Origin of the sequence: Pseudomonas fluvialis, from assembly GCF_014207935.1 — a bacterium.
Lineage (GTDB): Bacteria > Pseudomonadota > Gammaproteobacteria > Pseudomonadales > Pseudomonadaceae > Aquipseudomonas > Aquipseudomonas fluvialis_A.
On record NZ_JACHLL010000004.1, the window covers coordinates 181,807 to 208,688 of the forward strand.

General features: G+C 61.8%; 25 protein-coding genes. 8 read left to right on the forward strand and 17 right to left on the reverse strand.

Going from position 1 to position 26,882, the window contains the following annotated elements; genetic code table 11:
- Positions 1-79 precede the first annotated feature (79 nt).
- On the forward strand, positions 80-427 hold the full coding sequence (locus HNP49_RS12540; protein WP_184683719.1) for a hypothetical protein: 348 nt from the start codon (positions 80-82) through the stop codon (positions 425-427).
- 301 nt (positions 428-728) lie between these two features.
- Here HNP49_RS12540 and HNP49_RS12545 read toward each other — a convergent pair whose 3' ends face one another.
- The 3 genes from HNP49_RS12545 to HNP49_RS12555 are packed head-to-tail and all read right to left on the reverse strand — an operon-like array spanning position 729 to position 5,165.
- The gene (locus HNP49_RS12545) at positions 729-2,384 is read right to left on the reverse strand and encodes an acetolactate synthase large subunit (RefSeq protein WP_184683721.1); all 1,656 of its coding nucleotides are present in this window, start codon (positions 2,382-2,384) and stop codon (positions 729-731) included.
- Positions 2,381-3,535 (reverse strand): L-lactate dehydrogenase, encoded by a 1,155-nt coding sequence (locus tag HNP49_RS12550; RefSeq protein ID WP_184683723.1) that lies wholly within the window; start codon positions 3,533-3,535, stop codon positions 2,381-2,383. Before HNP49_RS12550 ends, HNP49_RS12545 begins: the two co-directional genes overlap by 4 nt.
- 10 nt (positions 3,536-3,545) lie before the next feature.
- Positions 3,546-5,165, reverse strand: a complete 1,620-nt coding sequence (locus HNP49_RS12555; RefSeq protein WP_184683724.1) for an FAD-dependent oxidoreductase — start codon at positions 5,163-5,165, stop codon at positions 3,546-3,548.
- Between the two features lie 108 nt (positions 5,166-5,273).
- Between HNP49_RS12555 and HNP49_RS12560 the strand changes: the two genes are divergently transcribed.
- Positions 5,274-6,332, forward strand: a complete 1,059-nt coding sequence (locus tag HNP49_RS12560) for an AraC family transcriptional regulator (protein ID WP_184683726.1) — start codon at positions 5,274-5,276, stop codon at positions 6,330-6,332.
- A gap of 107 nt (positions 6,333-6,439) precedes the next feature.
- Here the strand turns inward: HNP49_RS12560 and HNP49_RS12565 are convergent, their stop codons facing one another.
- The 5 genes from HNP49_RS12565 to norR all read right to left on the reverse strand — a co-directional run bounded on the left by HNP49_RS12565 (position 6,440) and on the right by norR (position 12,362).
- The gene (locus HNP49_RS12565) at positions 6,440-7,060 is read right to left on the reverse strand and encodes an SCO family protein (RefSeq protein ID WP_184683727.1); all 621 of its coding nucleotides are present in this window, start codon (positions 7,058-7,060) and stop codon (positions 6,440-6,442) included.
- Complete coding sequence (locus tag HNP49_RS12570; protein ID WP_184683729.1) at positions 7,057-7,851, reverse strand: formylglycine-generating enzyme family protein; 795 nt, start codon at positions 7,849-7,851, stop codon at positions 7,057-7,059. Before HNP49_RS12570 ends, HNP49_RS12565 begins: the two co-directional genes overlap by 4 nt.
- A 2-nt stretch (positions 7,852-7,853) precedes the next feature.
- Positions 7,854-9,272, reverse strand: a complete 1,419-nt coding sequence (nirK, locus tag HNP49_RS12575; protein ID WP_184683731.1) for a copper-containing nitrite reductase — start codon at positions 9,270-9,272, stop codon at positions 7,854-7,856.
- Between the two features lie 146 nt (positions 9,273-9,418).
- Entirely contained in the window at positions 9,419-10,741 is a 1,323-nt protein-coding gene (locus HNP49_RS12580; protein ID WP_184683732.1) for a coproporphyrinogen III oxidase, read from the reverse strand.
- A 91-nt stretch (positions 10,742-10,832) separates the two neighbouring features.
- Positions 10,833-12,362: a nitric oxide reductase transcriptional regulator NorR gene (norR, locus tag HNP49_RS12585; RefSeq protein ID WP_184684112.1), complete on the reverse strand. Its 1,530-nt coding sequence runs from the start codon at positions 12,360-12,362 to the stop codon at positions 10,833-10,835.
- A 160-nt stretch (positions 12,363-12,522) separates the two neighbouring features.
- On the opposite strand from norR, the gene ytfE reads away from it, so the two are divergent.
- From ytfE to HNP49_RS12600, 4 genes are all read left to right on the forward strand, one after another.
- Positions 12,523-13,209 carry an iron-sulfur cluster repair protein YtfE gene (gene ytfE / locus HNP49_RS12590; protein WP_184683734.1) on the forward strand — a complete coding sequence of 229 codons (687 nt, stop codon included), beginning with the start codon at positions 12,523-12,525 and terminating at the stop codon, positions 13,207-13,209.
- Between the two features lie 48 nt (positions 13,210-13,257).
- Positions 13,258-13,386 (forward strand): hypothetical protein, encoded by a 129-nt coding sequence (locus HNP49_RS18670; protein ID WP_260407162.1) that lies wholly within the window; start codon positions 13,258-13,260, stop codon positions 13,384-13,386.
- A 48-nt stretch (positions 13,387-13,434) separates the two neighbouring features.
- Positions 13,435-14,118 carry a Crp/Fnr family transcriptional regulator gene (locus tag HNP49_RS12595; RefSeq protein ID WP_184683736.1) on the forward strand — a complete coding sequence of 228 codons (684 nt, stop codon included), beginning with the start codon at positions 13,435-13,437 and terminating at the stop codon, positions 14,116-14,118.
- A 62-nt stretch (positions 14,119-14,180) separates the two neighbouring features.
- Positions 14,181-14,372, forward strand: a complete 192-nt coding sequence (locus tag HNP49_RS12600; RefSeq protein ID WP_184683738.1) for a DnrP protein — start codon at positions 14,181-14,183, stop codon at positions 14,370-14,372.
- Positions 14,373-14,476: 104 nt separating this feature from the next.
- Here the strand turns inward: HNP49_RS12600 and HNP49_RS12605 are convergent, their stop codons facing one another.
- The 8 genes from HNP49_RS12605 to hemN form a co-directional block, all read right to left on the reverse strand.
- On the reverse strand, positions 14,477-16,318 hold the full coding sequence (locus HNP49_RS12605) for a nitric oxide reductase activation protein NorD (protein WP_184683739.1): 1,842 nt from the start codon (positions 16,316-16,318) through the stop codon (positions 14,477-14,479).
- Positions 16,319-16,399: 81 nt separating this feature from the next.
- Complete coding sequence (locus tag HNP49_RS12610; RefSeq protein ID WP_184683741.1) at positions 16,400-17,830, reverse strand: cbb3-type cytochrome c oxidase subunit I; 1,431 nt, start codon at positions 17,828-17,830, stop codon at positions 16,400-16,402.
- Positions 17,831-17,833: 3 nt separating this feature from the next.
- Positions 17,834-18,274, reverse strand: coding sequence for a cytochrome c (locus HNP49_RS12615; RefSeq protein ID WP_184683742.1), 441 nt, complete (start codon positions 18,272-18,274; stop codon positions 17,834-17,836).
- Positions 18,275-18,621: 347 nt separating this feature from the next.
- Entirely contained in the window at positions 18,622-18,885 is a 264-nt protein-coding gene (locus HNP49_RS12620) for a cytochrome C oxidase subunit IV family protein (protein ID WP_184683744.1), read from the reverse strand.
- Positions 18,886-18,895: 10 nt separating this feature from the next.
- On the reverse strand, positions 18,896-19,486 hold the full coding sequence (locus tag HNP49_RS12625) for a cytochrome c oxidase subunit 3 (RefSeq protein WP_409372550.1): 591 nt from the start codon (positions 19,484-19,486) through the stop codon (positions 18,896-18,898).
- Between the two features lie 43 nt (positions 19,487-19,529).
- Positions 19,530-20,318, reverse strand: a complete 789-nt coding sequence (locus tag HNP49_RS12630) for a CbbQ/NirQ/NorQ/GpvN family protein (protein WP_184684114.1) — start codon at positions 20,316-20,318, stop codon at positions 19,530-19,532.
- Positions 20,319-20,480: 162 nt separating this feature from the next.
- The gene (locus HNP49_RS12635) at positions 20,481-20,924 is read right to left on the reverse strand and encodes a CopD family copper resistance protein (protein ID WP_184683748.1); all 444 of its coding nucleotides are present in this window, start codon (positions 20,922-20,924) and stop codon (positions 20,481-20,483) included.
- A gap of 10 nt (positions 20,925-20,934) precedes the next feature.
- A complete protein-coding gene (gene hemN / locus HNP49_RS12640; RefSeq protein WP_184683750.1) occupies positions 20,935-22,323 on the reverse strand; it encodes an oxygen-independent coproporphyrinogen III oxidase in 1,389 nt (462 codons plus the stop codon).
- Between the two features lie 454 nt (positions 22,324-22,777).
- On the opposite strand from hemN, the gene HNP49_RS12645 reads away from it, so the two are divergent.
- The gene (locus tag HNP49_RS12645; RefSeq protein ID WP_184683752.1) at positions 22,778-23,398 is read left to right on the forward strand and encodes a tyrosine-type recombinase/integrase; all 621 of its coding nucleotides are present in this window, start codon (positions 22,778-22,780) and stop codon (positions 23,396-23,398) included.
- An 86-nt stretch (positions 23,399-23,484) separates the two neighbouring features.
- Here HNP49_RS12645 and HNP49_RS12650 read toward each other — a convergent pair whose 3' ends face one another.
- Positions 23,485-25,047 carry a sensor domain-containing diguanylate cyclase gene (locus HNP49_RS12650; protein ID WP_184683754.1) on the reverse strand — a complete coding sequence of 521 codons (1,563 nt, stop codon included), beginning with the start codon at positions 25,045-25,047 and terminating at the stop codon, positions 23,485-23,487.
- Positions 25,048-25,246: 199 nt separating this feature from the next.
- Here HNP49_RS12650 and HNP49_RS12655 point away from each other — a divergent pair, with 199 nt between their 5' ends.
- Positions 25,247-26,842 carry a sensor domain-containing diguanylate cyclase gene (locus HNP49_RS12655; protein WP_260407163.1) on the forward strand — a complete coding sequence of 532 codons (1,596 nt, stop codon included), beginning with the start codon at positions 25,247-25,249 and terminating at the stop codon, positions 26,840-26,842.
- Positions 26,843-26,882 lie beyond the last annotated feature (40 nt).

Below are 26,882 nucleotides of genomic sequence, written 5' to 3' on the forward strand. Positions count from 1 at the left end.
AGCTGGCGACGGGGGCATTTGCGGACCCTTGCGTGCTTGTCTAGAGTCAAAAGTGCCCCCCTACACTGGAGTCATCGCCATGCACGCGCAGAAGATACTCACTCGACTCGATACCCCCGGTACGACCCCACTCTGGAAGGTTTTCTGGCTTCAAGGCGTACTGCTCAGCCATCTGCTGTTCGGTGGCATTCTGCTGCTCTACGAGCGCATCGACACATTCTCCCTGGGCCTGTTGCTGCTTGCTTTCGTCGGATATACAGCCTGGGTGTTAAATGCGGTTTGGCGCAACTCTGGCAATGTCAATCAAGTCATCTACGGTGAGATCGCACGTTTTCTAACCGTGGCGTGGTCGATCAATGCCGTGCTGATTTCGACCTTCCTGCTATTTCTCCACCTTCAACCGATTGGCTACCAGTTGTCACTCTGACCCACTGAGCGGAAGAGTTCAGAAGAACCTCTTACGCCGGGCGTTGATAGCCAAGCAACATGTGATCCCTTGAGAAATTGCAAGGCCTGCATAGGCCTTGCAATGGGTCTTGGGGCAGGCAATAGCGCAATGGGTTAAGGTCGCTCCCGCATGATCTTTAGGCATAGATCAGCTGCAAGACGCTGCCCGCAGCAATGCCCCCTGAGACTGAAACTCGCAATTGCCATGTTCTTGCCAGCAAGCGTGCTCTCAGGCATCTACTGACCAACTGGTTCGCACGCCAGCGGTGTTCCGCTAACGACTAAGGCGCAAGCTTGCGCTTGAGCGCTTGCGCCAATGGCCGCGGCAGGCTCGGCAGCGAACGCAGCAGCCAGGGCAACACACGGCGCTTGGCGCCGCTGAGCGACTCGGGCACCAGCGCTTCGATCAAGTGCGGGCCGGGGGTGGCCAAGGCATATTCCAGCGCCTTGGTGAAGTCCTCGGCGCTGTTGGTGCGTACCGCGTGCACGCCCATGCCCTGGGCCAGCTGGGCAAAGTTCAGGCGCGGCCCGTCCAGATCCAGTTGCGCACGTGCCTTGTCGCCGCCACCGCCTGCCCCCACGCGCTCCAACTCGACGTTGAGCACCGAATAGCTGGCGTTGTTGAAGATGATGCTGATCACGTGCAGATTCTCGCGGGCCATACTCCACAGCGCCTGGATGGTGTACATCGCGGTGCCGTCACCAATAAGAGCGACCACCGGCCGGTCCGGGCAGGCCACGGCTGCACCGACAGCATTGGGCAGCCCCTGGCCGATGGCTCCCCCTGTCAGAGTGATCAGGTCGTGACGCGGGCAGCCTGCAGTCATCGCGCCGAGCATCAGCCCTGAGGTGATGGCTTCGTCGATCAGGATGGCATTTTCCGGCAGCAGATGGCCGACTGCCTTGCACACCTTGGGCGCGGTCAGTTTGCCCCGTGGCCGACCGGGGCGCTGGACAGTTTGCAGTTGTGGCTGAGCCTGGTTTGCCCCCAGGGCGGCAGCCAGCTTCGACAGGCTGGCCGCTGCGTCCTGCTCGGGTGTCGTCAGGGTATGTACGGTGCAGCTGGAGGGCACCAGATAGCTCGGTTTTCCGGGGTAGGCAAAGAAGGACACCGGCGCCTTCGCATCGACCAGAATCAGCTGCTGAATGTCTGCCAGCTGCACTCCGGCCATCTCCGCCAGGTAGGCGATACGCTCGACCGACGGCAAACCGGCACCACGCGTCAGGCGAGTGGGGAAGACTTCGGCGAGCAACTTGACCCCGGCATGGGCGGCAATTCGCGCGGCGGCCAGTAGGCCCGGTTCGCGCAGCGCCTGGCCGCCAAGTAGCAGCGCGGTCTTGCCGCCAGTTTGAATGGCCCGGGCGATTGCCTGCACAACGGCGTCATCGGCCTCCGGTGCGGCGCGCCGAGCGGGCATGGCGCAAGGCTGCCCTCCTTCGCCCCAAGACACGTCGGCCGGCAGGATCAGCGTGGCCACCTGGCCCGGCAAGCCCTGGGCCGCCTGCACCGCGTCCACCGCGTCCTGGCTCAGCTGCGCGGTACTGGCGCTGGTACGCACGAAACCCGGCGAGACGTTACGCGCCACGGTTTCAATGTCTGACTGCAACTGCGCATCGTACTGAGTGTGGTAGCTGGCATGGTCGCCAACGATGTTGACCACCGGCACCCGGCCCTTGCGCGCGTTGTGCAGGTTGGCCAGGCCATTGCCCAGGCCGCAGCCCAGGTGCAACAGCGTGGCGGCCGGTTTGTCGGCCATCCGTGCATAACCATCGGCAGCGCCGGTGGCCACCCCTTCGAACAGGGCGAGTACGGCACGCATGCGCGGCTCACTGTCGAGTGCGGCGACGAAGTGCATTTCACTGGTGCCGGGGTTGGTGAAGCAGACCTCGATGCCGGCATCGGCCAGGGTCTGCAGCAAGGCTTGGGCTCCGTTCATGGGCGCTCCTGTGGGGTGATCAGATGACTGGGATTGATGTCGGCAATGCGGGTGACGCCGGCTAGCGTCATGGTCAACAGCAGCTCACGCTGCCAATGGGCGAGGAGCTGGGTCACGCCGGCCTGCCCCTGCGCGGCCAGGGCCCAGATCCAGGGCCGACCAACGAGTACGCCGCGCGCGCCAAGCGCGAGGGCCTTGAAGACATCCACGCCACTGCGCACACCGCCGTCCATCAGTAGTTCGGTCTGGCTGCCGACCGCACGGGCGATGGCGGGCAGCGCGGCAATACTGGCAGGGGCCGTGTCGAGCTGGCGGCCGCCATGATTGGAAACAACGATGCCATCGGCCCCGCTGGCCACGGCGGCACGGGCGTCGTCCACCTCCAGGATGCCCTTGAGCAGCAGTTTTCCCGGCCATTGGCCGCGCAGCCAGTCGATGTCGCGCCAGGTCACGCCGGGGTCGAACTGCGCGTCGATCCAGGCCTTGAAGGCATTCAGGTCGCGTCCGTCGGGCACCTGCTGGTGCAAATTGCCAAAGCTCAGCGGCCGGCCGCCGATGACCACCTCACGCACCCAGCCGGGGCTCGCCAGCACTTGCCGAGCGCGCAGCAGCGCGGCCCGCGCACCGCTGGCGGCCATGCCGTTGCGCACATCGCGCCAGCGCATGCCGGGCAAGGGCAGATCGACGGTGAACACCAGGGTGCGACAACCGCCGGCCCAGGCTGCATCGAGCAAGGCGCGAACGGCACCACGGTCGCGCAGCATGTAGAGCTGGAACCAGGGGGCTTGCCCGGTGGCGGCCACCACCTCGACCAGCGGACAGATGCCGACAGTGGACAGTGTGAACGGTACGCCAGCGGCCAACGCAGCGCGCGCAGCCTGAACCTCCCCCCGGCGCGCCATCAGGCCCGCCAAGCCCACCGGAGCCAGGGCCACAGGCATTGCACAAGCCTGTCCGGCGAGCTGGCTGCGGGTATCAACGTCTGACACATCGACCAGCACACGCTGGCGCAGCCGGATGTCGGCAAAGTCGGCGACATTGGCGGCCAGCGTGACCTCGTCGCCCGCGCCGCCCTCCACATAGTCGAACAGAAAGCGCGGTAAGCGGCGTTGCGCCAGAAGGCGCCAGTCGGCAGCAGTGGCTGGGTACATGGGCGACTCCCTAACTGTTTGCAGCGGCACGGATAATGGCGCGCGCTGCCGCACGGGCGGTCATGATGCAAGCAGGCAGGAAGGTGCCTTCCAGTGAGCGCTTGCCGCTGGCTCCACCGCCACCAAAACCGGCCGCCTCGCCAACGCAGTAAAGACCTGGCACCGGCTGCTGGCGAGCATCCAGTACCCGGCTGTGCAGATCGGTCTTCAGGCCCCCGAGGCTCTTGCGGGTGATCAGTTGCATATGAATGGCGATGAAGGGGCCGGCACCGGGCTTTTGCAGGGGAGCCGGCTTGCAGGTACGCAAGCGGTCCGGTCCCCACTGCCGCGCATGCAGGATGCGGCGAATCTGGTCGTCGTTGTGCAGGCGCTGGCCGTTGCTGAAGTTGGCGTCAAAGGCATCGGCAGTGGCCTGCAGCCTGGCAGGGTCGATGTCGTGCGAGGCGGTGAGCGCATTCATCTTGGCGGCCAGCCCGGTCAGGCTGTCGTCCACGATGAAGTACGGGCTTTCCCTCTGCATCTGGCGCACCAGACGATGGTTGCCCAGTAGAGTCTCCGTGAGGAAGCGGATGAACTGCTTGTCGCGAATGCGCTGGTTATGCTCCGCCCCGGAAATGGCGAACTCCTTGGCGGCAATCCGCCAGTTGAGCAGATGCCAGGTCCAGGGCTTTTCCTGCTGTGCCACGCGCTGGCACATCCAGTGGGTGTCAAACCCGGTGACCAAAGGCTGCGGCCCGATGCGCTCACCTCGGTGGTTAAGCCATAGCGCCGACTTGCAGGGAATGGTCGACAAGCCATGGCCGGCAAAATGCGGATACGGGTGTGGAAAGCCCGCGGCGTAGTTCCACATCTCGCCGACATGGCTAATCTGCGCACCGAGTTTTTCAGCGGCCCAGTGGTGCAACTGGCCATCGGCCAGTGGATGCGCGCCATTGAGCATGGTCTCTGGCAGGGGGCGCTCTTTCGGCCAGTTGGCCCGGCATTCGGCGTGACTGCCATTGATACCGCCCATGGCCAGTACCACCACCGGCGCTCGGCAATACACGATCTCACCGCTCGCCTCATTGATCGCGCTGGCACCACTCAGCTTGCCGGCCGTGTGCTCTAGTCCGGTCACCCGATGCCGGTGCAACAGGGTCAGGCGCCCATCGTGGTTGGCGCGGTGCAGAGCCGCCACCAGGCAGCGCACCAGCTCACGCGAGGTACCCCACACCACGTGGTAGCGCGGCAGACTATTACCGTCTCCATTCAGGCCACGCTCCACCCAGTTCACCGCCGGCATGAACCTGATGCCTTCGGTCTTCAGCCAGTCGTACACTTCGCTGCGCGAATGCTCGACGTAGTAGCGCGCCCATTGCCGCGGCCATTCGTCCTCCGGCTCCAGCTCGCCAAACTGCAGCCAGTCGTGCAGGGCTCGCTCAGGCGTGTCCGGAATGCCCATAGCCTCCTGCAATGGCGTACCCACCAGGGCCATACCGCCAAAAGCCCAGAGCGCCAGGCCGCCGAGACGCTCAGGAGTATCGCGGTCGATCAGCACAACCCGCTGGCCGGAGCGCAGCAACTCCAATGCCGTGACGATGCCTGCCAGCCCTCCCCCTACCACCACCGCATCGGTCTGCAACGCTGCCATCGGCTTGCCTCCGTCAATGGCGACGCGAGAAAGCCTCGTGCGTTGCCTTGTTGTTAACCACGATACTCGCTAACGTACTTTTCGAATTGACTTCATAGGCCATCGACAATGACTCTGCAGGCCACTGTTTCCATTAGCTGGGTCAACACCGTGCTGGCTGCCGCCGAGCAGCAAGGCGTGGCGCGGGAAGTCCTGCTGGCCCAGGCCGGTATTGCCGCCCAGGAGCTGGATGCCGAGCGCTGGCCGATCGACCACATCACTCGTTTGTGGTGCGCTGCCGCGCGTTGCACGAAGGACGCGGGCTTTGGCCTGAAGGTCGGCGCCGGCGTGGGGCCTGCCAGCTTCAACGTGGTCAGCTTCCTGCTGCAATCGGCGCCCACGCTGCGCGAGGCCTTTGCCCTGGTGCAGCAGTGCCAGAGCCTGATCAGTGACGGCGGGCGTTTTCAGACCATTGCCGGCGCGGATTCCTGCTGGGTGGTTTATCACCCGAGCCAGGGCGAGCTGGCCTTCAGCCCGCACCAGATTGAGGCGGTGCTGGCGGCCGTGGTGGTGTTCACCCGCTGGGTTACAGGGACCTCGCTGCGGCCGCTGGCCGTACAGTTCAGCCAGGCACGACTGGGGCCGCTGACGGGCTACCGCGAAGTGTTCCGCTGCCCGGTGACCTTCGAACAGGCGTTCAGCGGCGTGCTAGTGACGAACGCGCTGCTCGACACTCCTCTACCGCAGGCCGATGCGCAGTTGGCTCAGGTACTGCACGAGCACGCACGCGAACGCCTGGCGGCCCTGGCCACGCGCACCGAACTGGGGCCGGCTTTGCGGGCCTGGATCGCCGGTCAGCTACACGCTCACCTACCCACGCGCGCACAGGCGGCGCGGGTGCTCGGCCTGACCGAGCGCACGTTGGCGCGGCGCCTGCAAGCGCAAGGACTGAGCTTTTCCGGCTTGCTTGATGAGGCACGGCGCGAAGCGGCGCTGCAGGCGTTGGCCCACTCGCAGCGCTCCCTGGCGGAGATCGGCCAGGCTCTGGGCTATGCCGAACCCAGCGTGTTCAACCGTGCAGTAAGGCGCTGGACAGGCAGCACACCTAGAGCTTGGCGTCTGGCGCAACAAATGACGAATGACGAAGTGGATAGCCCAGCAGTACAAAGCGGCTTATCGGTGAGGTAGCGGAAATCGGCACCTTCAAAAGCATGATCCCGTGGCGACGCCGGAGTAACCGTAAAGTGCCACGCGCGACAGCCCGTTGCTGACTGCCGCGCGAGTATCTGCCAGGTTTACTGCAGGGCCTTGCGCAACTCGGCTAGCAAGGCCTGGTCGGCGGTGGATTTCAGCAACGTGCTGCTGGCGATTTCCTGGCCGCCAGCATTGAGCAGACTGACCCTGGTGTTGTGGGTGATTTCGCCGTTATCCAGCTGCCGATACTTGATCTGCAAGGCCGCCGCCAGAGCGCGGGTCTGGCCCTCGTCGGCCGCCACCGCGAGACGGAAAATATCCCCGTCGATCTTGTGCATGTGCAACAGATGACTCAGGGATGCCGGAGTGTCGTGCAGTGGATTGAGGCTGACCATCAGTACCCTGAGGCTGCCAGGCACTGGCTGCAGCTGGGCAATGGTGCGTTTCAAGCTTTCGATCAGCACCGGGCAGGCCGAGGCGCAATCGCCATAGAACATGGTTACCAGCAAGGGCTTGCCGGCCATTTCCCGCCATTCGAACTTGACGCCCTGGGCATCCACCAGAGCCACCGGCAAGCCGTACAGCGAGTCGGCCGGAATGCTTGCCGAGGCGGCACTGGGCGCTGCGGGTGCGGCCCAGGTAGCCATCCCCGGGACCAGCAGCAAGGCGCTGGAAAGCAGCACCTGGCGCAAGGCCAGGCTGCAACGTTTGAAACCTTTCATGGTGTAGCTCCTGATGTTTGCTCGGGCTCGCGAACACAGCGAAAACCCAGATAGTTGCCACCCTGGTTGGCCTGCATGGCGGCCAGCAAGGCCAGACGAATCAATACCGCGTAATTGCTTTTGTCGCCCAACGACAGGGCCGCACCGCCGCAAAACTCCAGCTGCTTCTGCTCATCCTGGGTACGACTGTCAGAGCTGACGAACAGGCCGTTGAAGTCCTCGACCCATTCCCAGGTCAGGCCATGCAAGTCCTGAATGCCGTAGTAGTTGGCCGGTTCCAGGCCAATCGCCTGGGGCGGCTGATTAGCCGGACGCGAATACCAGCCGAGAATCCGCGCCAGCCACTGCGGGTCCTGGCGGGCATCGGCACGCTGCTCATCGGCGGCGGCAGCAAACTCCCACTCGTACCAGCGCGGCAGGCGCGCCTGCTCACTGGCACAAAACGCCTGGGCAGCATGCCAGCTGATCTGAGTAACCGGCGCGTTGGCCTGCAAGGGCGCAAAGCTCAACGGCCCTGCCCACAGCGCCAGATAATCCGCGCCGGCCAACACCTGCGCCGGCACGCCACGCTGCCATTGCGGCTGGTTGCGCACAAACGCCAGGTACTCGGCATTGCTCACCGGCTGGGTGCGCAGCCAGAACGGACGGATGCGTGCCGCCGCGCTTACACCATCTGCGGGCAGCACACTGCGAAACTCACCGCCCGGCAGCAGCTTGTACTCTGCCGCCCAGGAATTGCCGAACAGCGCGGCGCAGCAACACAGCGCTGCACCGCTCCGCCGCCAGGTCATCTTCACTGCTGCTTGATCTGCCGCATGGCTTTGACCTGCTCGGCATTGAGCACCGGCTTGCCGCCATTCATGGCCACATTGATGTAGTTGATCACGGCGGCTACATCCTCGTCGTTCAGATCCTGGGCCGGCATCACGCCGTTGTAGTGCTGGCCGTTGACCACCAGTTCGCCACTGCGGCCGTGCAACACGATGTGGGCCATTTCATAAGGCCGCTCCTGGAAGAAGTCGGAGTTGGCCAGTGGCGGAAACACCCCGGCCACACCGGAGCCATCAGGCAGGTGACAGGCCGCGCACACCCGCTCGAATACCCCCTTGCCTCGGGCCAGGGGAGCATCAGCCACAGCCACAGGCGGGGCCACGGCCTTGACCGGAGCCCCGGCCACAGCCGGCAATGGCGTCTTGATGCCCTTGCTGTAGATCTCCGGCCGCGCCTCGCCGCTGACGGCCAGCAGACCGACGGCCCCCTTGTTGAAGGCGCGGGTCAGGGAGTGGTCGACCAGGGTCAGATTGCCCGGCACCTTGGGCACGAACTCGACAATGGTCGAGCCGCCTGGCGGCACCAGGGTGGTCTGCACATTTTCCTGATAACGGCTGCCGCCATCGCCGTACACGCGGTCGAAGATCGCGCCGATGACATGGAAGCTGGACACCAGGTTGGGGCCACCGACACCGAAGAACATGCGCACCTTCTCATCGGTTTTGGCGGTCAGCGAACCTTTGCCGGTGAGGGCTCCATCGGCGCCGTTGAACAGCACATAAGTGGGCTTCTCATCGACGGCTTTCTGCATGTCGAAACCCTGCAGCCCCTCGGCACGGTAGGCACCGTTGGTGTAGAAGTCGCCCTGCATTACATAGTACTCACGGTCAACCTTGCTCATGCCCTCCTTGGGCTCGACCAGGATCATCCCGTACATGCCGTTGGCCACATGCATACCCACCGGCGCGGTGGCGCAGTGATACACATACAGCCCCGACGCCAGCGCCTTGAAGGTGAAGGTGGCTTCATTGCCCGGCGCAATCAGGGTCTGTGCCGCGCCACCACCCGGCCCGGTCACCGCATGCAGATCGATGTTGTGCGGTAGCTTGTTGCTGGCCAGGTTCTGCAGGTGCAGCTCCACCGTATCGCCTTCACGCACACGGATCATCTTGCCCGGCACTGTGCCGCCAAAGGTCCAGAACATATAGCGGGTGCCGGGAGCGATCTCTTTCTCGACCTCCTCCACCGTCAGGTTGACCACCACCCGCGCCGCACTCTTACGGGTGATCGGTGCCGGCACCGCCGGCGGCGCCACCAGCTCCTGCACGATCACCGGCAAGGCCGCCTCTGCCGCATAAACCGCGCTTACCGAGGTAAACGCCCAGGCGCAGGAAGCCGCCACCAATAGCTGTTTTGCCCGTGTGTAATTGCGCTCTTTCATCGCCCTGCCCTCATCCATTACGGGTTGCAACACTCATGTTTTTTTAAGCCTGAGCCGATTAAGCGCCCACAGCCGCGCATCCGCGCTTGACCAAAATCATTCGGCGTAAAAAAAACTTCAGGGCGTGCAGGACTGGGCCAGTGGCCCTATCGCAGGGAGCGTTGTAAGCCGTGGTCGCGGTGCGCCGCGTGGCCGTATTCCAGCGCTTTGCACACGGCACCGACCAGCAAGCGCCCAGCCACCGGCACCTCTAGGGAGTTGGGGCCGAGGACGATCAGACCATCGCGGTCCATCTGCTCCAGACGTGGCCAGGCACCGGCGAACTGCGCGCGCAGATCGACGCCGAAGCGCGCCTTCAGGGCGGCAAAATCCAGCTGAAAATTACACAGCAGGTGTTCACTGACCACCCGCAACAGCTGCTCATCGAGGCTGCAGCGCAGACCGCGGAACAATGCCAACTGCCCGATGGCCAGCTGTTTCTGGTAGTGCTGCGCATCACCGATGTTCTGCGCATGCAGCTCGCCGAACTGGCTGCTGGCCGCCAGTCCAAGGCCAAGGTGATCACACTCGTGACGACTGAAGCCCTGGCAGTTGTAATGCAAGTGGCCGTTTTCCTGAGCGACCGCCAGGTCATCATCGGGCAGAACGAACTGTCCCAGACCGATATAGCCATAGCCGGCCGCCAGCAGTTGCTCCACCGCATGACGACGCATGATCCACTTGTCAGCCTGGGCGGCAAAGCCGCTGGCCACCAGACGCTGCAGGACTCTGTAGCGACGCGGTGGATGGGCATAGTCGAAGACCCGCACACGGCTGGGTTGCAACTCGATGATGGCCGCCACCTTGCGAGCGAAGCTGCTGGTGGTCTGCCAGGCCCGACCATAGCCGAGGTCGATGTTCACCGAACGATAACCCAGAGTGCGCGCCGCCTCGATCAGCGAGCGCGTCTGCCGCGGGCTCTGGAAATCCACCTGAGCCTTACCATTGGCCGGGTTGATGTCCGGCACGCCGATATTGACGTGATTGAAGCCCTGCTCGCGCAGCAGGCCCATGGTCGCCCAGGAGCTATGGGGCAGAGCGATGTCGATGCTGTTGTCGCCACCGGCATAGGACTGGAAGTTGAAGCGTCGCTGCAGATGCTCCATCAGGCGATTGAGCTCGACGGCATTGGGCAAGCGGCCGGCGAGATGAAACTGCACGACCCGCTGGCTCGCCCCAAGGTGGCAGCCAAGCATATCGATCTCAAGCGCCAGGTGCTCCAGGTACACGCCAAGATCACCGGCCATCGGCAACTGCACGGCCAGAGACAGCGGGCGCTGTGCCAGACGGCTGCTGCGCATGGCACGCAATAGATCCAAGGCGGCAATGCCGCGATGGAACTGGGTGTTCTCCGGGTAGCTGCCACCGGCCAGCGCGGCGTGTCCGTAGCGCTTGATCAGGGGGCTGTTCCATTCAATGGCTGCGCACATGTCACGATCCTGACGGAGCTTCAGGTTGCAGTCTCAGGGCACGTCGAGAACAGCCTATTGATCACCGTCAACTCGAACGCCTGCCGCCGGCCTACTTCAAGCCCAGTCGTCGCGCCAGTTTGTGCAGGTTGCTCGGGTCGAGGTCGAGCAGGCGAGCCGCACTGGCCCAGTTGTCCGCGCACAGTTCCAGAGCCTTGAGTATGTTCTGCCGCTGGCAGGCCTCCACCGCCTCGCGCAGCGAACCACCCAGAGCTGGCTCTTGCTCGCTGAGGGGCTGTAGTCCAGACGGACTGGCAAAACCGCTCAGACCTTCCAGGTCGAGCAGCTCCGGCTCTAGGGTGAGTATCTGCGTGCGGCTGGCGCCACGGCTTAGCAGCTTGACCGCCGCCCGGCTGATCACATGCTCCAGCTCGCGCACATTGCCCGGCCAGGGGTACGCGAGCATGGCCCGCTCCGCTGCCGGTGACAGGCGCATGCTGCGTAGGCCCAGGCGCGCACGGTTGAGTTCGAGAAAATGCCCGGCCAGCAGCAGCACGTCCTGGTCACGCTCGCGCAGTGGCGGGATCGGCACCGGATACACAGACAGACGATGGTAGAGATCAGCACGAAAATGCCCGTCGCGGATGCTGTCGGGCAAGTGCCGGTTAGTGGCAGCGATGATGCGCACATCCACATGCAGTGGTTTGTCGGCGCCCAGACGCTGGATCTCGCCGTTCTGCAGCACCCGCAGTAATTTGGCCTGCACGCTCAGTGACAGCTCGCCCACTTCATCGAGCAACAGGGTGCCGCCATTGGCCGCGTCGAACCGCCCCGGGCGGTCGCTGGTGGCACCGGAAAACGCGCCTTTGACATGGCCGAACAACTCGCTCTCGGCCAGCGACTCGGGCAGCGCCGCGCAGTTGACCTGAATCAGCGGCTTGTTGCGGCGCCGCGACAGGCCATGCAGGCGGCGGGCGAACAGCTCCTTGCCAACACCGGTCTCTCCCAGCAAGAGCACCGGCAACTCGGAGTCGGCGACCACCTCCAACTCACTGAGAATCTGTCGCAAGGCCTGGCTCTGACCGAGGATTTCACCCTCGTCGGCGAGCGCCTGGGGATGCTGCACATCGCTGCGCGACAGGCGCAGACTGCGGTTTTCCTGCTCCAGGCGGGTAATCCGCACCGCCGCCTCGATCAGCAGGCCGTAACGCTGCAAATCGCGCCGGGCGTTGCTGTCGAAGGTGCCGGGATGCAGTGCGTCCAGGGTCAGGGCACCCCACGGCTGACCGTCGACAAACAGGCTCATGCCCATGCAGTCATGCACGGGCAAAGGCTCGCCGACATGCTGATCGAGCAGTCCATCGTACGGGTCCGGCAGGCGGCTATCAGGCTCGAACCAGGTCGGCTCGCGCGTCGCCATGATCGCCGCCAGTCGCGGATGCTGGGCCACCACAAAACGCCGCCCCAACGCTTCATGCACCAGCCCCACTGTCGCCAGCGGCCGTAGGCTGTCGCTATCCAGGCGCAACAGACACACCGCGCCGCAGCGAAAATGCTCGCGCAAGGTATGCACCAGACGCTGCAGACGCACGGCGTTGGGCAGTTCGACGATCAGGTCGGCAAGCAGACTGGCTTCAAGCATGGTCATTTTTACTCTGCATGGTTAAAAGAACCTTATTCGATAAAGGTACAAATAACCACGAATTATAAATAATCCTTTAATTTCAATTAGTTGAAATTGGCACAAGTGCTGCTATTGATCGGTAACCCTTCATCACTGATCAATTCCCAAGGACATTGCCATGATTCAACAGCTGCTGAACCAGTCACTCGGCACCCTGGCCTGCGAGATTCCCGGCGCCACGCGGGTATTCCACGCCTTCAATCTGGACTTCTGCTGCGGTGGCCAGCTGAGCCTGAGCGAGGCCGCCAAACGCCGTGGTATCGCGGCAGAAAAAGTCGCCGCCGAACTGCAGGCCCTGCGCGGCCAACCCGGCAACGGCGAGGACTGGCGTCAGGCCCCCGCCGAGCAATTGATTGCTCATATTCTCAGCCGCTTCCACGCCCGCCACCGCGAACAGCTGCCGGAGCTGATCCGCCTGGCCAGCCGTGTCGAACAGGTGCATGGCGAGCGCGACAACTGCCCCAATGGCCTGGCCGATCACCTGCGCGAGATGCAGCAGGAGCTGGAAAGCCACATGCTCAAAGAAGAGCAGATTCTCTTTCCGGTGCTGCTCGACGGTCTCGGCGCATCTGCTGCCGCGCCCATCTCGGTGATGCGCATGGAACATGACCAGCACGGCGAAGCCCTGCAGCGCATTCTCGATCTGACCGACAACATCACTCCGCCGAGCAACGCCTGCAACACCTGGCGCGCCCTCTATCGCGGCCTGGATGAGCTGCGTAACGACCTGATGCAGCACATTCATCTGGAAAACAACGTGCTGTTCGCCAACGCCCTGCATGCACCGGCCCCGTGCCCAGCATAAAGCAAGCCGCGCCCGGCAACGGGCGCACAGCCCTCAGGAGCTACCGCTATGTTCAAACACACCCTGCAGCCACTGCTCTGGTTTTGCCTGCTGAGCTCGACCCTGGCCCTGGCCAGCGGCCTGGCACTCAGCGCCGCCAGCATCACGCCCCAGCTGCACTGCCAGACCACCCGATAGACCTGACAGCATCAGACCACCGCACCATCAACCACAGGGATGCCTCTCATGGTGTTGCACCGCGTACATCACCAGATTCTTCGCAGCCATCACTTGTTCGAACCCCTGAACGAGGAGCAGATGGACGAGCTGATGAGCACCAGCCAACTGCTCAATGTCGACAAAGGCTCGCCGCTGTTCCGCCAGGGCGAACCGGCCAGCGCTTTTTACTTCGTGATCTCCGGCTCGGTAAAAATCTACCGCATAACCCCCGACGGCCAGGAAAAGGTCTTCGACGTAATCGGCGAGCGGCAAGCCTTCGCCGAAGCCATGATGCTGATGGACACCCCCAACTATGTGGCCTGCGCCGAAGCGATCGGCCCCACCCAGCTCTATCAGCTGTGCAGCCACACCTATATGCAGTTGCTGCAGAACAACAACCGCCTGGCCTTTGCCCTGCTAGGCCGGCTGTCGGTGCGCCTGCACCAGCGCCTCAACGAAATCGAAACGCTGTCGCTGAAGAACGCCACCCACCGCGTGGTGCGCTACCTGCTGACCCAGATGGCGCCGCTGCACAACGCCGCCAGCAGCTTCGAACTGCCGATGGCCAAGCAATTGATTGCCGGGCATCTGTCGATCCAGCCTGAAACCTTCTCGCGGATCATCCGGCGTCTCACCGACGAACACATCATCAGCCAGGACGGCCGCCTGATCAGCGTTCTCGATCCACAGCGGCTACAAAAATTCGAGTGAGCCAGAGTTCTGCGACAGCGGCCTGGCCGTATTGGCGCAGACACCACCCGCGAGGACCTATCATGTCTCAGTGTCTGTACTGCCAACGCGATAACCAGCATCCGCAAGCCAATTGCGTCCATTGCGGCATGCCACTGCCGACTCAGGTCGACAACATCAACCTGCGTCGCCAGCAACGCTTTATGTGGTTTTGCATTGTCCTGGCCCTGTTCTGCGCGGCAATGAGCGTCTGGCTGCCACGTAGCCTGGCTTAGCGCCAAGCCCCACCCACGCAACCGCCAAGCCGTAGCCCGGACAACATCCGGGCGCGGTTATTCGTGCGCGCCTGTGACGGAGGGAATCCGGGCCACGCCCCGCCTCACCGCTGGGTCAGTTGCCGGTACAGCTGCGGCAGGCGCATGGGTAGTTGCTGCGGCTGGCGAATCAGGGTGTAGCCGTTGGCACCAAACATATAGGGCAGGTAATCGCCGCCCTGCTGGTCGATGGTGATGCAGAACGGCAACAACCCGGCGCGACGCGCTTCCAGCACGGCCTCGCGGGTGTCTTCTACGCCGTAACGGCCCTCGTACAGGTCCAGGTCGTTGGGCTTGCCATCGGTGACCAGCAAGAGCAATTTGCGCTTTTGCCTGCACCCACTCATCAGTTGCGTGGCCTGGCGAATGGCCGCGCCCATGCGCGTGTAGTAGCCGGGCTTGAGCGCCTGAATGCGCCCGCGGGTCTGGTCGTCATAGCGCTGACTGAAGGACTTGAGCTCCTGCATGCGTACCTGTTGCCGGCGCAGGGACGAGAACCCGTACAGGGCAAACGGATCGCCCAGGGTCGAAAGGGTTTCACCAAACAGCAGCAGGCTGTCGATAACCACGTCGATGACCCGGTGCTCATCGTCCAGGTGCGCATCGGTGGACATCGACAGGTCGGCCAGCAGCAGGCAGGCCAGGTCGCGACGGGTGGTACGCTGCTGCATGAACAGGCCGCGCTCGACGCAATGGCCGTGCTGGCGCTCGACGTGAAAATCCAGCCAGGCCTGCAGGTCCAGTTCGCTGCCCTGGGTTTGCTGGCGCAGCCACTGGCGATCATTGCGCAGGTGTTCAAACTGCCGCCGCAGGCGCTTGGCCAGCGGCGCCAGGCGCGCTGGCAAGTGTTGCGCCTCGCTGCCGCGCGGCAGATACATCTGCAGGTTGACGAAGTCCTTGTTCAGGGACTGCTTGCGATAATCCCACTCCGGCAATCTGATGCCGTCACCAAGGGGAATGTCGTCGACATCCGCCGGCGGCAGGTCGAGGTCCAGCTTCAGACCTCCGCCCTTGCGCAGGCGCTGCTTGGACAGCGCCAGCTCGTCGAGGTCTTCGGCGACCCGCGCGGCGTCCAGGTCTTCGCTGTCATCGCTGCAACGGTCCAGCTCGATATGCTCGGACCAACTGAACAGGTTTTCCAGGCGGAAGATCAACAGGCCGCCCTTGCTGGTGCTTTCCTCGACACGCTTGGCCTGCTTGCGCGCCAGTTGCTGCTGCTCGGAGGCATTCACCAGCTGGCCGTCGCTCTCCTCGCCCAACTGGCAAGCCTGCGGCTCACCGAGGTTTTGCGCCGGATACAGCCACAGCGGCAAAGGCCATGGTGCTCGCTCGCTGCGTGGAAATTGGTGGACGCTGCCTGGTTCGCGCAGGGCTTGGCATAAGGCCCGCTCCAGCGCTGCCTCGCCGCCAGCCAACTGACTCGGATCGGGGCGCAATTGCAGGTGCGCCTCGACCAGCCGCTGATAACGTGGGCGCATGGCCGGATAGCGCTGCAGCAACTCCGCCGTCCAGCGCTGGTTGTCCAGCGCCCAGTGACGCATGTCGCCGGCCTGCGCGGCGAGCAGGGCCAGCCAGCGATACAGCTCCTGGTTCAGGCCCACATCCGGGTACACCGCCAGGCTCGGCGGCAAACGCAGGTTGCTGCTATCGCACCAGGCAACCGGCAGTTGCTTGCAGGTGCCGGCCACTTGCTGCAGCAGGTTGCGTCGCAACAGCAATTGGCGCGGGCTGGCGGCCTCCAGGGCAACCCCGCTGGCACCGCCCATGGCACGAAACAGCAGTGCCAGCGGGCGCTGCAGACTGGCCAGGTCAACCCGCGCCTCGGGAAAATCCGGGCTGGCACGGCGGGTGATAAAGCGGTGCCAGACGCTGCCCACCCACTCTTCCAGTTCGACGGTAAAGGCCATGCGCCTGCCCTCGTGACGGTGTACAAACAACAACGGCCCGCTGTACCAGCCGGGCCGAGTTTTGCTTAGCCCGCGACTGCCTTAACGGCTGGCAGCCGTTGCACCGGTCAGCACTTCCTGACCACGGCGCTTGAAGCTGAACAGGTAGCACGCCAGGCCGATGAAGAAGCCCACCCCGGCCGCCAGGCGCAGCCAGAAGAACACCTGCAACTGGTCGACGGTATTCATGAACGACAGCGCCGTACCGTCAATATCGCTCGGCAAGCGCTGCAGAATCACCTGCATCACACCGGCAGCGGTGAGGAACAGGGTGATCAGCACCATGGACATGGTCATCAACCAGAAGCCCCAGATTTCCAAGGTTTGCGAGCGCTCGTCGGGCGCTTCACCGATCCCGCGCAGACGCGGCATGGCATAGCTGATCAGCGTCATGACGATCATCGCGTAGGCGCCGTAGAAGGCCAGGTGACCGTGGGCGGCAGTGAGCTGCGAACCGTGGGTGTAATAGTTCACCGGAGCCAGGGTATGCAGGAACCCCCATACGCCGGCACCGAGGAACGCAGTCACGGTAGTGCCCTTGGCCCACAGAGTTGCGGCGCGGTTCGGATGCTGGCGACGGCGCTTGCCGATCATGGTGAAGGCGAACAGCACCATGGCGAAGAAGGGAATGGGTTCCATCGCCGAGAAGATCGAGCCAATCCACAGCCACATTTCAGGCGCACCAATCCAGAAGAAGTGGTGACCGGTGCCGAGGATGCCGGTAATCAGCGCCATGGCGATGATCACATACAGCCACTTCTCGACCACTTCGCGGTCCACGCCGGTGATTTTCACCAGCACGAAGGCCAGCATCGCGCCCATGATCAGTTCCCACACGCCTTCCACCCACAGGTGTACGACAAACCACCAGTAGTATTTGTCGCGCGCCAGGTTCTCCGGGTTATAGAAGGAGAACAGGAAGAACACCGCCAGGCCGATCAGGCCGGTCATCATGACCATGCTGATGGTGGTCTTGCGGCCTTTGAGCAGGGTCATGCCGATGTTGTAGAGGAAGCCCAGGGCTACCACCACAATGCCCATCTTGGTGATGGTCGGCTGCTCAAGGAACTCCCGGCCCATGGTCGGCAGCAACTCGTTGCCGGTCAGTCTTGCCAGGCCCGCATAAGGCACAAGCAGGTAGCCGAGGATGGTCAGCACGCCAGCGGTGGCAAATACCCAGAACAGGATTTTCGCCAGTAGCGGGCTGTGCAGTTCGCGATCGGCCTCTTCCGGGATCAGGTAGTAAGCCGCCCCCATAAAGCCAAACAGCAGCCAGACGATCAGCAGGTTGGTGTGCACCATCCGCGCCACGTTGAAGGGGATCAGTGGGAACAGGAAGTCACCCACCACGTATTGCAGGCCCATGATCAAACCGAACAGGATCTGCCCGAGGAACAGCATCAGGGCAAACACGAAGTAAGGCTTAGCCACGGCTTGCGAGTCGAATTTCAGATGTGGATTTGCAATAGTCATCTCTCAACCCTCCTTGTTTGGCGGCCATTGGTTGGTGTTGATCTTCGAGGTCCATTTGAGGAACTCGGCGATGTCGTCGACCTCCTGTTCGCTCAAATGAAACTGCGGCATCGAACGACGCCCCGGCACGCCCAGCGGCTGAACCTTCATCCAGGCCTGCAGGAACGGCTTGAAGCCGGCATCCTCACCGCGGCGGACAAACACATTGCCCAGCTCGGGAGCGAAGTACGCGCCCTCACCCAACAGGCTGTGGCAGCCGATGCAGTTGTTTTGCTCCCAGACCAGCTTGCCGCGCACCACCGCCTCACTCATCTGTGCAGCATTGGAGCGCTCGGGAAAGGTCTGCTCTGTGTGGTAAGTCAAAGCCAGGAATACCAGGAGGAAGAACACGCTCCCCCCAAAGTAGATATTCCTGGCCATGCTCTTCGTGAAGGTCTCTGACATGGCCGCTTCCTCATTACTTGGCGCGTCCATTGTAAAAAGCCCCCCAGCGAAACCCGCTTGATGGCAATCAAGAACATCCGATGATTCGGCTCGGGCATTGAGGTGGGAGTGGGAGCTGCCAAAACGGCCAGGCGCTGCGCCGCCGCACGCGCTGACGTCACCCCCAGAAATCCTCGCCAGGGCAAACGCCTCATCAGCACGCGGAAAGGAGTCGTTGCGAAGCGAGCCAAGGGTTTGGATGGCGCCACGACTGCTGATGATCTTGAAGGGGCTGGTGATCGAGGCGCCTGTGAAATCGGTGGAAGCGGTGAAACCGTTAATAGCTCGACGTCACGTGCAACGGACGCCTAAACCGCGCGTTGCAACCACAAGCTCAGCAGCACCAGCGCCCCCACCAGCAACGGCCACCCCAGCAGCAATCCACGCCATAGCGGCGGTGCATGGCGCAGGTGCATAAAGTTGTCGGCAATCAGCCAGGCCTTGACCAGGGCCGCCAGCAAGACCACCGCGGCCAGGCCCAGGCCGGCGCCGGCATTGCCCAGCTGCACACTGCCAACCGATAGCAACACCAGAGCCAGCCACGCGCCGATCAATACCTGCGAAGTGGACATGGCAACCTCGTCAATTGAGCACATATACCAGGGGAAACAGCAGTACCCAGATCAAGTCGACCATGTGCCAATAGAGCACGCCCGACTCCAGCACCGTATGGTCGCCAACCTGCTGACGACGCCAGCAGCGCACCACCAGCCAGGCCAGAATAACCATGCCCAGCAGCACATGGAGGAAGTGAAAACCGGTCAGCAGCCAGTACAGGGTGTAGAAGCTGTTGTGCTCCATACCCAGCCCCTGGGCAACCAGATGAGCGTATTCGCTAAGTTTGAGCCAGACGTACACGCTGGCCGACAGCAACGCAGCGAGCAACAGCCAGGCACCGTGCCGTGCTCGCCCCTGCCCCACCTGGACCTGAGCCAGAGCGGCAAGCAGGCCTGCAGTGAGCAAACTCAAGGTCAGGGCCAGACCGGTGGAGCTGTCCAGCGCCGCGCGACCGCTGTGAAACAAGGCCGGTTGCAGGGCCTGGGTCACCGCGAAGGTAATAATCAGCAGGGCAAAAACCGTCAGCTCGGCGAGGATAAAAAACCACATGGCCAGGTCGCCCGGAAGACGCTTGGCAGACCGTGGAAAAAGCACCTCGGCATTAGCTCCCTGCATTACCCCACGTCCTGCATCCATGCAGTCAGGCATTGCCATCGCCTCAGGCGAAGTGGACATCAACCACGTCCATCAACGCCGCCACTGTTTGCGGGTCATCCGACAACGGCTCGGCCAGGCAGGCCAGGCAGGCCTCGCGCGGCGTCATGCCGGAGCGGATCATGCGGGCGGTAAAAATCAACAGACGGGTCGAAGCCACTTCCTCCAGATCATGCTGTTCCAGGCGGCGCAATGCCTGGCCGAGCTTGACCACCTGGGCTGCCAACACTGCATCCACCTGGGCCTCGTTGGCCACGATGCGCTCCTCCTCGGCGGCTGCCGGGTAGTCAAAGCGCATGGCCACAAAACGCTGGCGGGTGCTCGGCTTCATGCCCTTGAGCAGGTTCTGGTAGCCGGGGTTGTACGACACCACGAGCATAAAACCGGGCGGCGCACGCAGCACTTCGCCGGTGCGCTCCAGATAGAGTTCGCGGCGGTCGTCGGCCAGCGGGTGCAGCACCACGGCGGTGTCCTGGCGCGCCTCGACCACTTCATCCAGATAGCAGATACCGCCCTCGCGCACCGCACGGGTCAGCGGGCCGTCCTGCCACCAGGTACCCTGGGCGCCGATTAGATGGCGACCGACCAGATCGGCGGCACTCAGGTCGTCGTGGCAGGCCACGGTAAACAGCGGCAGATTCAGACGATGGGCCATGTGCTGGACGAAACGGGTCTTGCCACAGCCGGTCGGACCCTTGATCAACACCGGCATGCCATGTTGCCAGGCCTGCTGGAACAACACTTCTTCATTGCCCAGCGCCTGATAGAACGGCGCAGCCCGCTCGGTATCGATTACGACTCTGTTCTCCGGCACCTTCACGACGGCTACCTCACCACGGGACTGTTCAGGCCTACACGCTACCTGCCAGCAGGCAGCCCCCTCAAGTCACTCGCGGGCGCTACTTGATTGCGGTCAAGCCACTGCGCAATCCGTCGGATCGCGGAGACCCCAGGCCTACCAGTGCAGGTAAAACATCGCCTTGGCCAACAACACGATGAGCACCATCTGCGCCAGCACCGCCCAGTGCAGCTGGCGATACAGCGCCGGCGTCATGCGCCCGCTGCGCAGCAGCATGGCCACCGCCCCGAAGCTTAAAAACACACTCAGCGCCAGGGCAATCTTCAGCGTCAGCAACGAGGCAAAACTGCTGGCCAACGGCGCACTCAAGGCCTGCCGATGTTGCCAGGCGAGCCCCAACCCGGCGCCATACACCAGCACCACGACGCCATGCAGCACCGTGCGTGTGCGGGCACCAAGGGCGCGTTCCAAGTTACCCAACTGCTGAGGATCAAGCTGCGGCTTGACCCAGGCGAGAATCGCCACCTCATAGAACAGCGTGCCGATAAAGCCAATGGCGCCAAGCAAATGCAAGACATGCAGCAAGCCGTAACTGCTCACCCCTATCTCCTTATACCGTGCGCGAGAAGCTGCCCTTCTGCGCCCCGCCGATATAGGCATCAAAGGCCATGGCCACGCTGCGCATCATCAACTGGCCCTGGGGCAAAAGCACCAGCGCCTCGTCGTCGATCGCCACCAACTGGTCGGCCACGTGCTCGTCGAGCTGGCCCAGCGCCTCGGCGAAGTATTCCTTGAAGCGGATACTGTGACGCGCCTCGATGCTGGCGAAGTCGATACGGCCGTGGCACATCAGGTCGCTAATCACGTCACGGCGTAGCTGGTCGTCGGCGTTCAGGCGATAGCCACGGTGCACCGGCAGCAGCCCCTGATCGAGCCTGGCGTAGTACTGGGACAGCTCCTTGACGCTCTGGCTGTAGCTGTCGCCAACCTTGCCGATCGAGGACACACCGAGGCCGATCAGGTCACAGTCGGCAAAGGTCGAGTAACCCTGGAAGTTGCGCTGCAAAGTGCCGTCGGCGCGAGCCAGGGTCAGCTCGTCATCCGGCAAGGCAAAGTGATCCATGCCGATATACACATAGCCGGCAGCGGTCAGGCGGCTGATGGTCAGCTCCAGCAACTCCATCTTGCGCTCGGGCGGCGGCATGTCCTCGCGACGGATCAGCCGCTGTGCGCGTACCAATTCCGGCAGGTGCGCATAGCTGTAAGCGGCGATACGGTCGGGGCGCAGGGCAATGATCTTGCTCAGGGTCACGTCGAAACTGGCCACGGTCTGCAGCGGCAGGCCGTAGATCAGGTCGACACTCACCGACTTGAATTTGGCCGCACGGGCAGCGGCCACGAGGGCGTAGATCTGCTCCTCACTCTGCTGGCGATTGACTGCGGCCTGCACATCCGGGTCAAAGTCCTGCACGCCGAAACTCAGGCGATTGAAGCCGAGCTGGCGCAGGTGCTCGATCTGTTCGGTGCTGATGGTGCGCGGGTCAACCTCGATGGAAAACTCATGCGCGTCGCTGTCATCCAGGTTGAACGCCTGGTGCAGGCAATTCATCAAATCGGCCAGCTGCTCGCGGCTCAGGTAGGTCGGCGTACCGCCGCCCAAGTGCAACTGGCTGAGCGTGCGAGTGCGGTCGAACAGCGCCGCCTGCATGGCGATCTCGCGCTTGAGGTAGTTGAGGTACTCAACCGCACGATGTGTCTTCTGGGTGATGATCTTATTGCAGGCGCAGTAGTAACAAAGGCTCTTGCAGAACGGAATATGGATATACAGCGAAAGCGCCTTGGGCGTGGCTGCCTGATTACTCGCCTGGGCAGCAGCATGGTAATCGTCCAGGGCAAACGCCTGATGGAACTGCGGCGCCGTGGGGTAGGAGGTATAGCGCGGCCCCGGACGATCATACTTCTCGACCAGCGCGCGATTGAAACTCAGTGATTGATCCACTTCGATCACCTCAAGGCTTGAATAGATGGCGGCCATCACAGCCTGTGAATTGCGGACTTAGCGGATTGTGCGCCATGCCCTTACGGTGATTTGCAAGCAGTGCCACGGATAGCCTAACGAGCAACTCTTCAGCACCCCATCAACGGATAGCCCTGTTTGTAGCAGGAACCTTATGTCTAGGTTGGCTCACAGCTGCGCGGGTAAGCAACTTTGCCTAGCATGCTAAACGGGGTGAGCAGTAGCGCATAGATACACGCCTTGGTGTATGCGGCGTACTGAGCAGGTTCCCGCACTGATTCATTGCCCCTAGATGGTAGCCGGACGAGTTGTCGAAGTAGTCAAACACTGGAGAACTACTGGTTTTGCATCGGTAAGGAATTCCCGTTTATGGCCGGTTAGCGACCACTGTTCCGGCTAGCCATGCTTGTCCCCTCCCACATGTGGAGGACTTGCCATGAACAACATTGCTACCCGCAGCCGCCAGCCCTGGAACAAAGGAAAGTTGGTAGGGCAGAAAGCCCCGCTCCGACTGAGAGATATCTGGGCCATCCGAGTAAGGCTTCAAATTGCAGAACGAACCCGGGATCTGGCCCTGTTCGATCTGGCCATCGACAGCAAGTTAAGAGCCTGCGACTTAACCAAGCTTCGTGTGTGCGACGTAGCTCATGGCGAGCATGTTTCATCACGAGCCATAGTGATGCAGCAGAAAACGCAGCGACCAGTGCAGTTCGAAATTACTGAGCAAACACGGTCTGCTCTCGCGGCCTGGATACTTCAAGCCCAGCTCCGTAGCCAGGACTGCCTTTTCCCGAGCTGGCTGCATACCTCAGACCATCTATCCACTCGCCAATACGCTCGTATCGTCAAGAGCTGGGTAAAAGCCATTGGCCTTGATCCTGCCATGTATGGCACCCACACAATGAGACGTACGAAAGCATCACTGATCTATCGCAGGACGAAAAACCTGCGGGCAGTTCAACTGCTGCTTGGCCATACCAAGCTGGAGAGCACCGTTCGATATCTAGGGATTGAGGTAGATGACGCCCTAGAGATGGCAGAACAGACCGAGGTTTGACCTTGAATAGCGACGGTCAAAATTAGGCCGTCGCTACCGGCCAGAAGCTGTCGCTCAATGGTGTCTATCAAGCCAGAGGCGACTTATTAAGTAGACGGATGAGCAGCAGATATGACGCAGTTCCTTCCGCTGCATTTCGCTTTGTACAGAGCGGCATCGGACTCTTTTAGCACCGACTCCACCGATGCTCCGCCTGCGGGCATGTAGGCTACACCGATCGAAATAGTGACTATGTGACCAGATGGACTGGGCTGAGTCGCCATGTCGAGTCGAAGGCGTTCGGCGATCCTGTGGGCGTCAGTTATCGGCAGGCCTGGCAGCAGTACAACGAATTCTTCCCCGCCACTACGGCACAGGACGTCATCTGATCGGAAGCACGCCTGCATCTGCTCAGCCAGAAACTTCAGGACACTGTCGCCCACGTCGTGCCCATGCAGGTCATTCACCTCCTTGAAGTGATCAATGTCCAGCGAGATGACCGAGAAGCCTTTGCCGGCAGTAAGCATCTTGTCCAATTCAAAGCGCAGGCCACGGCGGTTGTTGAGTCCGGTGAGTGGGTCCGTAAGACTGTAACGGTTCAACTTCCCCAGACGTTGTTGGAGCAGGCTTAGACCCTGAATGATGGCGGACTTGAGATGGTCGGCCTCAAAGTACCAGGTCTTTATCTCGCGTAGCCGGTCGAGTGCTTCGGGCTCTTCCCAGGCTTGCACGTTCTGAGCAAGCCTTCTGAGAGGGCGTGAAATCCAATGCGACAGCCACCAGATACCCAGTAACGTGAGCAACGAGAGTGGCAGCGTCTGTAACAGGGTATCGAGCATCAATTGGTCCAGCACTGCTAGCGTCGAGGCCGTGGGCGTCTGCGCCACAATGCCCCAGCCGGTAGACTTCATGATGGCGTAGCCCGTCAGCATGTCCACACCCTTAAGGTTGATTAGTCGCAGGGTTCCTTCCTTGCCCTTGATGAGTTGTTGCACGGCGGGATTGGCAATCACCATCTCGCCTATGCGCGAGGCTTCAGGGTGGTAGATCAGACGTCCGCGCCTATCCACGACGTAGGCGTAGGAACCGTCATTCCTGTAGTCCTCATCCAGAAGTGCTTTCAGGATGTTCCGCTCCTGGAGGTAGATCGAGGCGCTGATGTAGCCCTGATACTCACCGTTCGCTCCGAGAATCGGGTGCGACATCACGATCAGCAAGTGCCGAGTACTGCCGACGTATGGTTCTGTGATGACCGGCTCCCTCTTGCCGAGAATGGCCCGGCCCCCTTCGGTTTTGAGCTTTACACCGACCAGCCCCAGACCGGCGGGGGATGTGGCGAGAACTCGGCCGTCATTGCCCACAACGAATGCCGAGTTGAAGTCATTCGATTGCAGTCGAAGCCTATCAACCTCTTCGCTCAGGCGTTCGGATTGGCGCATGCGATGGGTGAGCTGCTGGGCACTGAAGGCCAGATGCGCCTGTGCCGAAAGGATGAAATTGTCGGTATTAAGCGCTTGCTTGGCGGCATAGACGCGATTGGCGGCCAGTGCCTGGTTCATGAGCAGGTCACGTTGCGTCAGGTAACTGGAATAGAGCCCATTGGCGAAGGTCACTACCCCCGTCGACAGGGCCAGCAGCAGGATCAATCTGCGCAGATCGATTTTCGACATGGCGGCATCTCTAACCAGGCGACTACATCCTGTGCCGCTCTATTGCAGACATCCGAGCGTAATTGGCTTCGACGGGGCGATAGCAGAATGCCATGTTACTCATGCAGAATAGCCCACGCGGAAGATGCGGTGTCTTTTCGAGCCGATCTGCCATTTGGAGTCGTGCAGCCGAGAGTTGAAAGGACTCGACTAACCTCAAATGGAATTTGAAAGTGCGACTATCCATAAGCCACAGCCTTCTATGAATCCCAGCCTTCCACCTGCATCTCTGCCAACTCGCGCGGCCAAGCTCAGAACCTGGCAGGCCATTGGCTTTGTTTTGGCTGTATGCGGATCGTTGGTCACACTCACCCTGTGGGGAAGCTGGAATTCCAGGCAATACCGCCTGCATGAAAGCGAAGTCGCCTTGTCGAACCTCGCTCAGGCGCTTTCCTCACAGGTACATGCAACCTTCAAACAGACGGATACCAGCTTGCTGTGGCTGGTTAGCGAGCTGGAGTCTGCCGGTACGCTCCCCGCCGACGCTCAGCAAATCCGTCAGCTTCTGGAGTTGCAACTGACTCACTTGGAACAACTGAAGGGGTTGTTCATCATCGATGCGAAAGGCATCCCCTCGGTCACTACCGTGGCTAATATGCCGGCGAACTTGAACTATGCCGATCGCGCATATTTCAAACACCACAGGGCTCACGATGATCGGCTGCCTCATATCGGGCACTCAATCCGCAGTCGAACGTCCGGTGAATGGGTGATGACCATCTCCCGCCGGTTTAATCATCCCGATGGGCGATTTGGCGGTGTGGTAGTTGCCACCATCACGCTTGAGCATTTCCTGTCGCTGTACCGGAACATCAATACTGGCACGAACGGCGCCGTTACCCTCATTTCAGGCGATGCCCGAGTTCTAGTACGCAGGCCATTCAATGAAGGCGACATCGGCAAGGATCTCTCCAATGGACCGCTGTTCACCGAACTATTGCCCAAAGCACCTTATGGGACAGCTACTGCCCGATCAGCAGTCGATGGTGTCGAGCGCATCGTGGGCTACCGACGCGTGGATGAATACCCGCTGATCACCTTCGTGGCACTGGATCGCGAGGAGAGTCTGGCGGCCTGGCGCAAAGAAACGCTCTTTAGCGTCGGCTTGATGCTCCTGCTCCTATCGATTCTCGGAGCCCTGAGCTATCGGCTGATTCGTCTGATGAGGCGGCAGAATTACGTGCAACTTGCCCTTTTTCTGGCTCAAGAACAGTTGCTGGATAATGCCGCGAAACTCCAGGCTCAGGCGCTGGAGGATGGCCTTACCGGATTGGCGAATCGACGCCTGTTTGATCAGTATCTGCTGGATGAGATGGGGCGAGCCAGAAGGGAACAGCTGAGGCTGGCGTTGCTGATGATCGATGTCGATCACTTCAAGCGCTTCAATGACCAGCATGGCCACCTGGCCGGTGATGAATGCTTGCAGATTGTTGCCAGCAGGATCAGACAGACCATCAAACGTCCCGGCGACATGGCTTTTCGTTATGGTGGCGAAGAGTTCGCAGTGGTACTGCCGGGGGCCGACGCCAGTGGTGCATTGGTCGTTGCGGAGGCTATCCGAAAAGCGATCGAGTCCAGCGATATCCTCAAAGTGCGCGGCGAGGCGGTGAAGGTAACCGCCAGCATCGGTCTCTGCTCAGTGCTTCCAGGGCCAGCTGAAACTCCCGAAAGTCTCATTCAGGCGGCAGACAGGGCCCTGTATGCAGCCAAGCTGGCTGGCCGTAACCGGACGGTCGATGAATCGTCTTGGCTTTAGCAGACACGCGATGTCCGCTTTTGGCCGAAAGGGGCCGAGA

Coding starts and splice junctions, on each gene's coding strand:
- norR (WP_184684112.1), bottom strand. CDS start 12,362: ATGCTTGAAGCCAGTCTGCTTGCCGACCTGATCGTCGAACTGCCCAAC.
- nirK (WP_184683731.1), bottom strand. CDS start 9,272: ATGAAAGAGCGCAATTACACACGGGCAAAACAGCTATTGGTGGCGGCT.
- HNP49_RS12580 (WP_184683732.1), bottom strand. CDS start 10,741: ATGTGCGCAGCCATTGAATGGAACAGCCCCCTGATCAAGCGCTACGGA.
- HNP49_RS12555 (WP_184683724.1), bottom strand. CDS start 5,165: ATGGCAGCGTTGCAGACCGATGCGGTGGTGGTAGGGGGAGGGCTGGCA.
- HNP49_RS12570 (WP_184683729.1), bottom strand. CDS start 7,851: ATGACCTGGCGGCGGAGCGGTGCAGCGCTGTGTTGCTGCGCCGCGCTG.
- HNP49_RS12550 (WP_184683723.1), bottom strand. CDS start 3,535: ATGTACCCAGCCACTGCTGCCGACTGGCGCCTTCTGGCGCAACGCCGC.
- ytfE (WP_184683734.1), top strand. CDS start 12,523: ATGATTCAACAGCTGCTGAACCAGTCACTCGGCACCCTGGCCTGCGAG.
- HNP49_RS12620 (WP_184683744.1), bottom strand. CDS start 18,885: ATGTCCACTTCGCAGGTATTGATCGGCGCGTGGCTGGCTCTGGTGTTG.
- HNP49_RS12650 (WP_184683754.1), bottom strand. CDS start 25,047: ATGTCGAAAATCGATCTGCGCAGATTGATCCTGCTGCTGGCCCTGTCG.
- HNP49_RS12615 (WP_184683742.1), bottom strand. CDS start 18,274: ATGTCAGAGACCTTCACGAAGAGCATGGCCAGGAATATCTACTTTGGG.
- HNP49_RS12605 (WP_184683739.1), bottom strand. CDS start 16,318: ATGGCCTTTACCGTCGAACTGGAAGAGTGGGTGGGCAGCGTCTGGCAC.
- HNP49_RS12565 (WP_184683727.1), bottom strand. CDS start 7,060: ATGAAAGGTTTCAAACGTTGCAGCCTGGCCTTGCGCCAGGTGCTGCTT.
- HNP49_RS12560 (WP_184683726.1), top strand. CDS start 5,274: ATGACTCTGCAGGCCACTGTTTCCATTAGCTGGGTCAACACCGTGCTG.
- HNP49_RS12625 (WP_409372550.1), bottom strand. CDS start 19,486: ATGCAGGGAGCTAATGCCGAGGTGCTTTTTCCACGGTCTGCCAAGCGT.
- HNP49_RS18670 (WP_260407162.1), top strand. CDS start 13,258: ATGTTCAAACACACCCTGCAGCCACTGCTCTGGTTTTGCCTGCTGAGC.
- HNP49_RS12645 (WP_184683752.1), top strand. CDS start 22,778: ATGAACAACATTGCTACCCGCAGCCGCCAGCCCTGGAACAAAGGAAAG.
- HNP49_RS12600 (WP_184683738.1), top strand. CDS start 14,181: ATGTCTCAGTGTCTGTACTGCCAACGCGATAACCAGCATCCGCAAGCC.
- HNP49_RS12610 (WP_184683741.1), bottom strand. CDS start 17,830: ATGACTATTGCAAATCCACATCTGAAATTCGACTCGCAAGCCGTGGCT.
- HNP49_RS12540 (WP_184683719.1), top strand. CDS start 80: ATGCACGCGCAGAAGATACTCACTCGACTCGATACCCCCGGTACGACC.
- HNP49_RS12595 (WP_184683736.1), top strand. CDS start 13,435: ATGGTGTTGCACCGCGTACATCACCAGATTCTTCGCAGCCATCACTTG.
- HNP49_RS12655 (WP_260407163.1), top strand. CDS start 25,247: ATGGAATTTGAAAGTGCGACTATCCATAAGCCACAGCCTTCTATGAAT.
- HNP49_RS12545 (WP_184683721.1), bottom strand. CDS start 2,384: ATGAACGGAGCCCAAGCCTTGCTGCAGACCCTGGCCGATGCCGGCATC.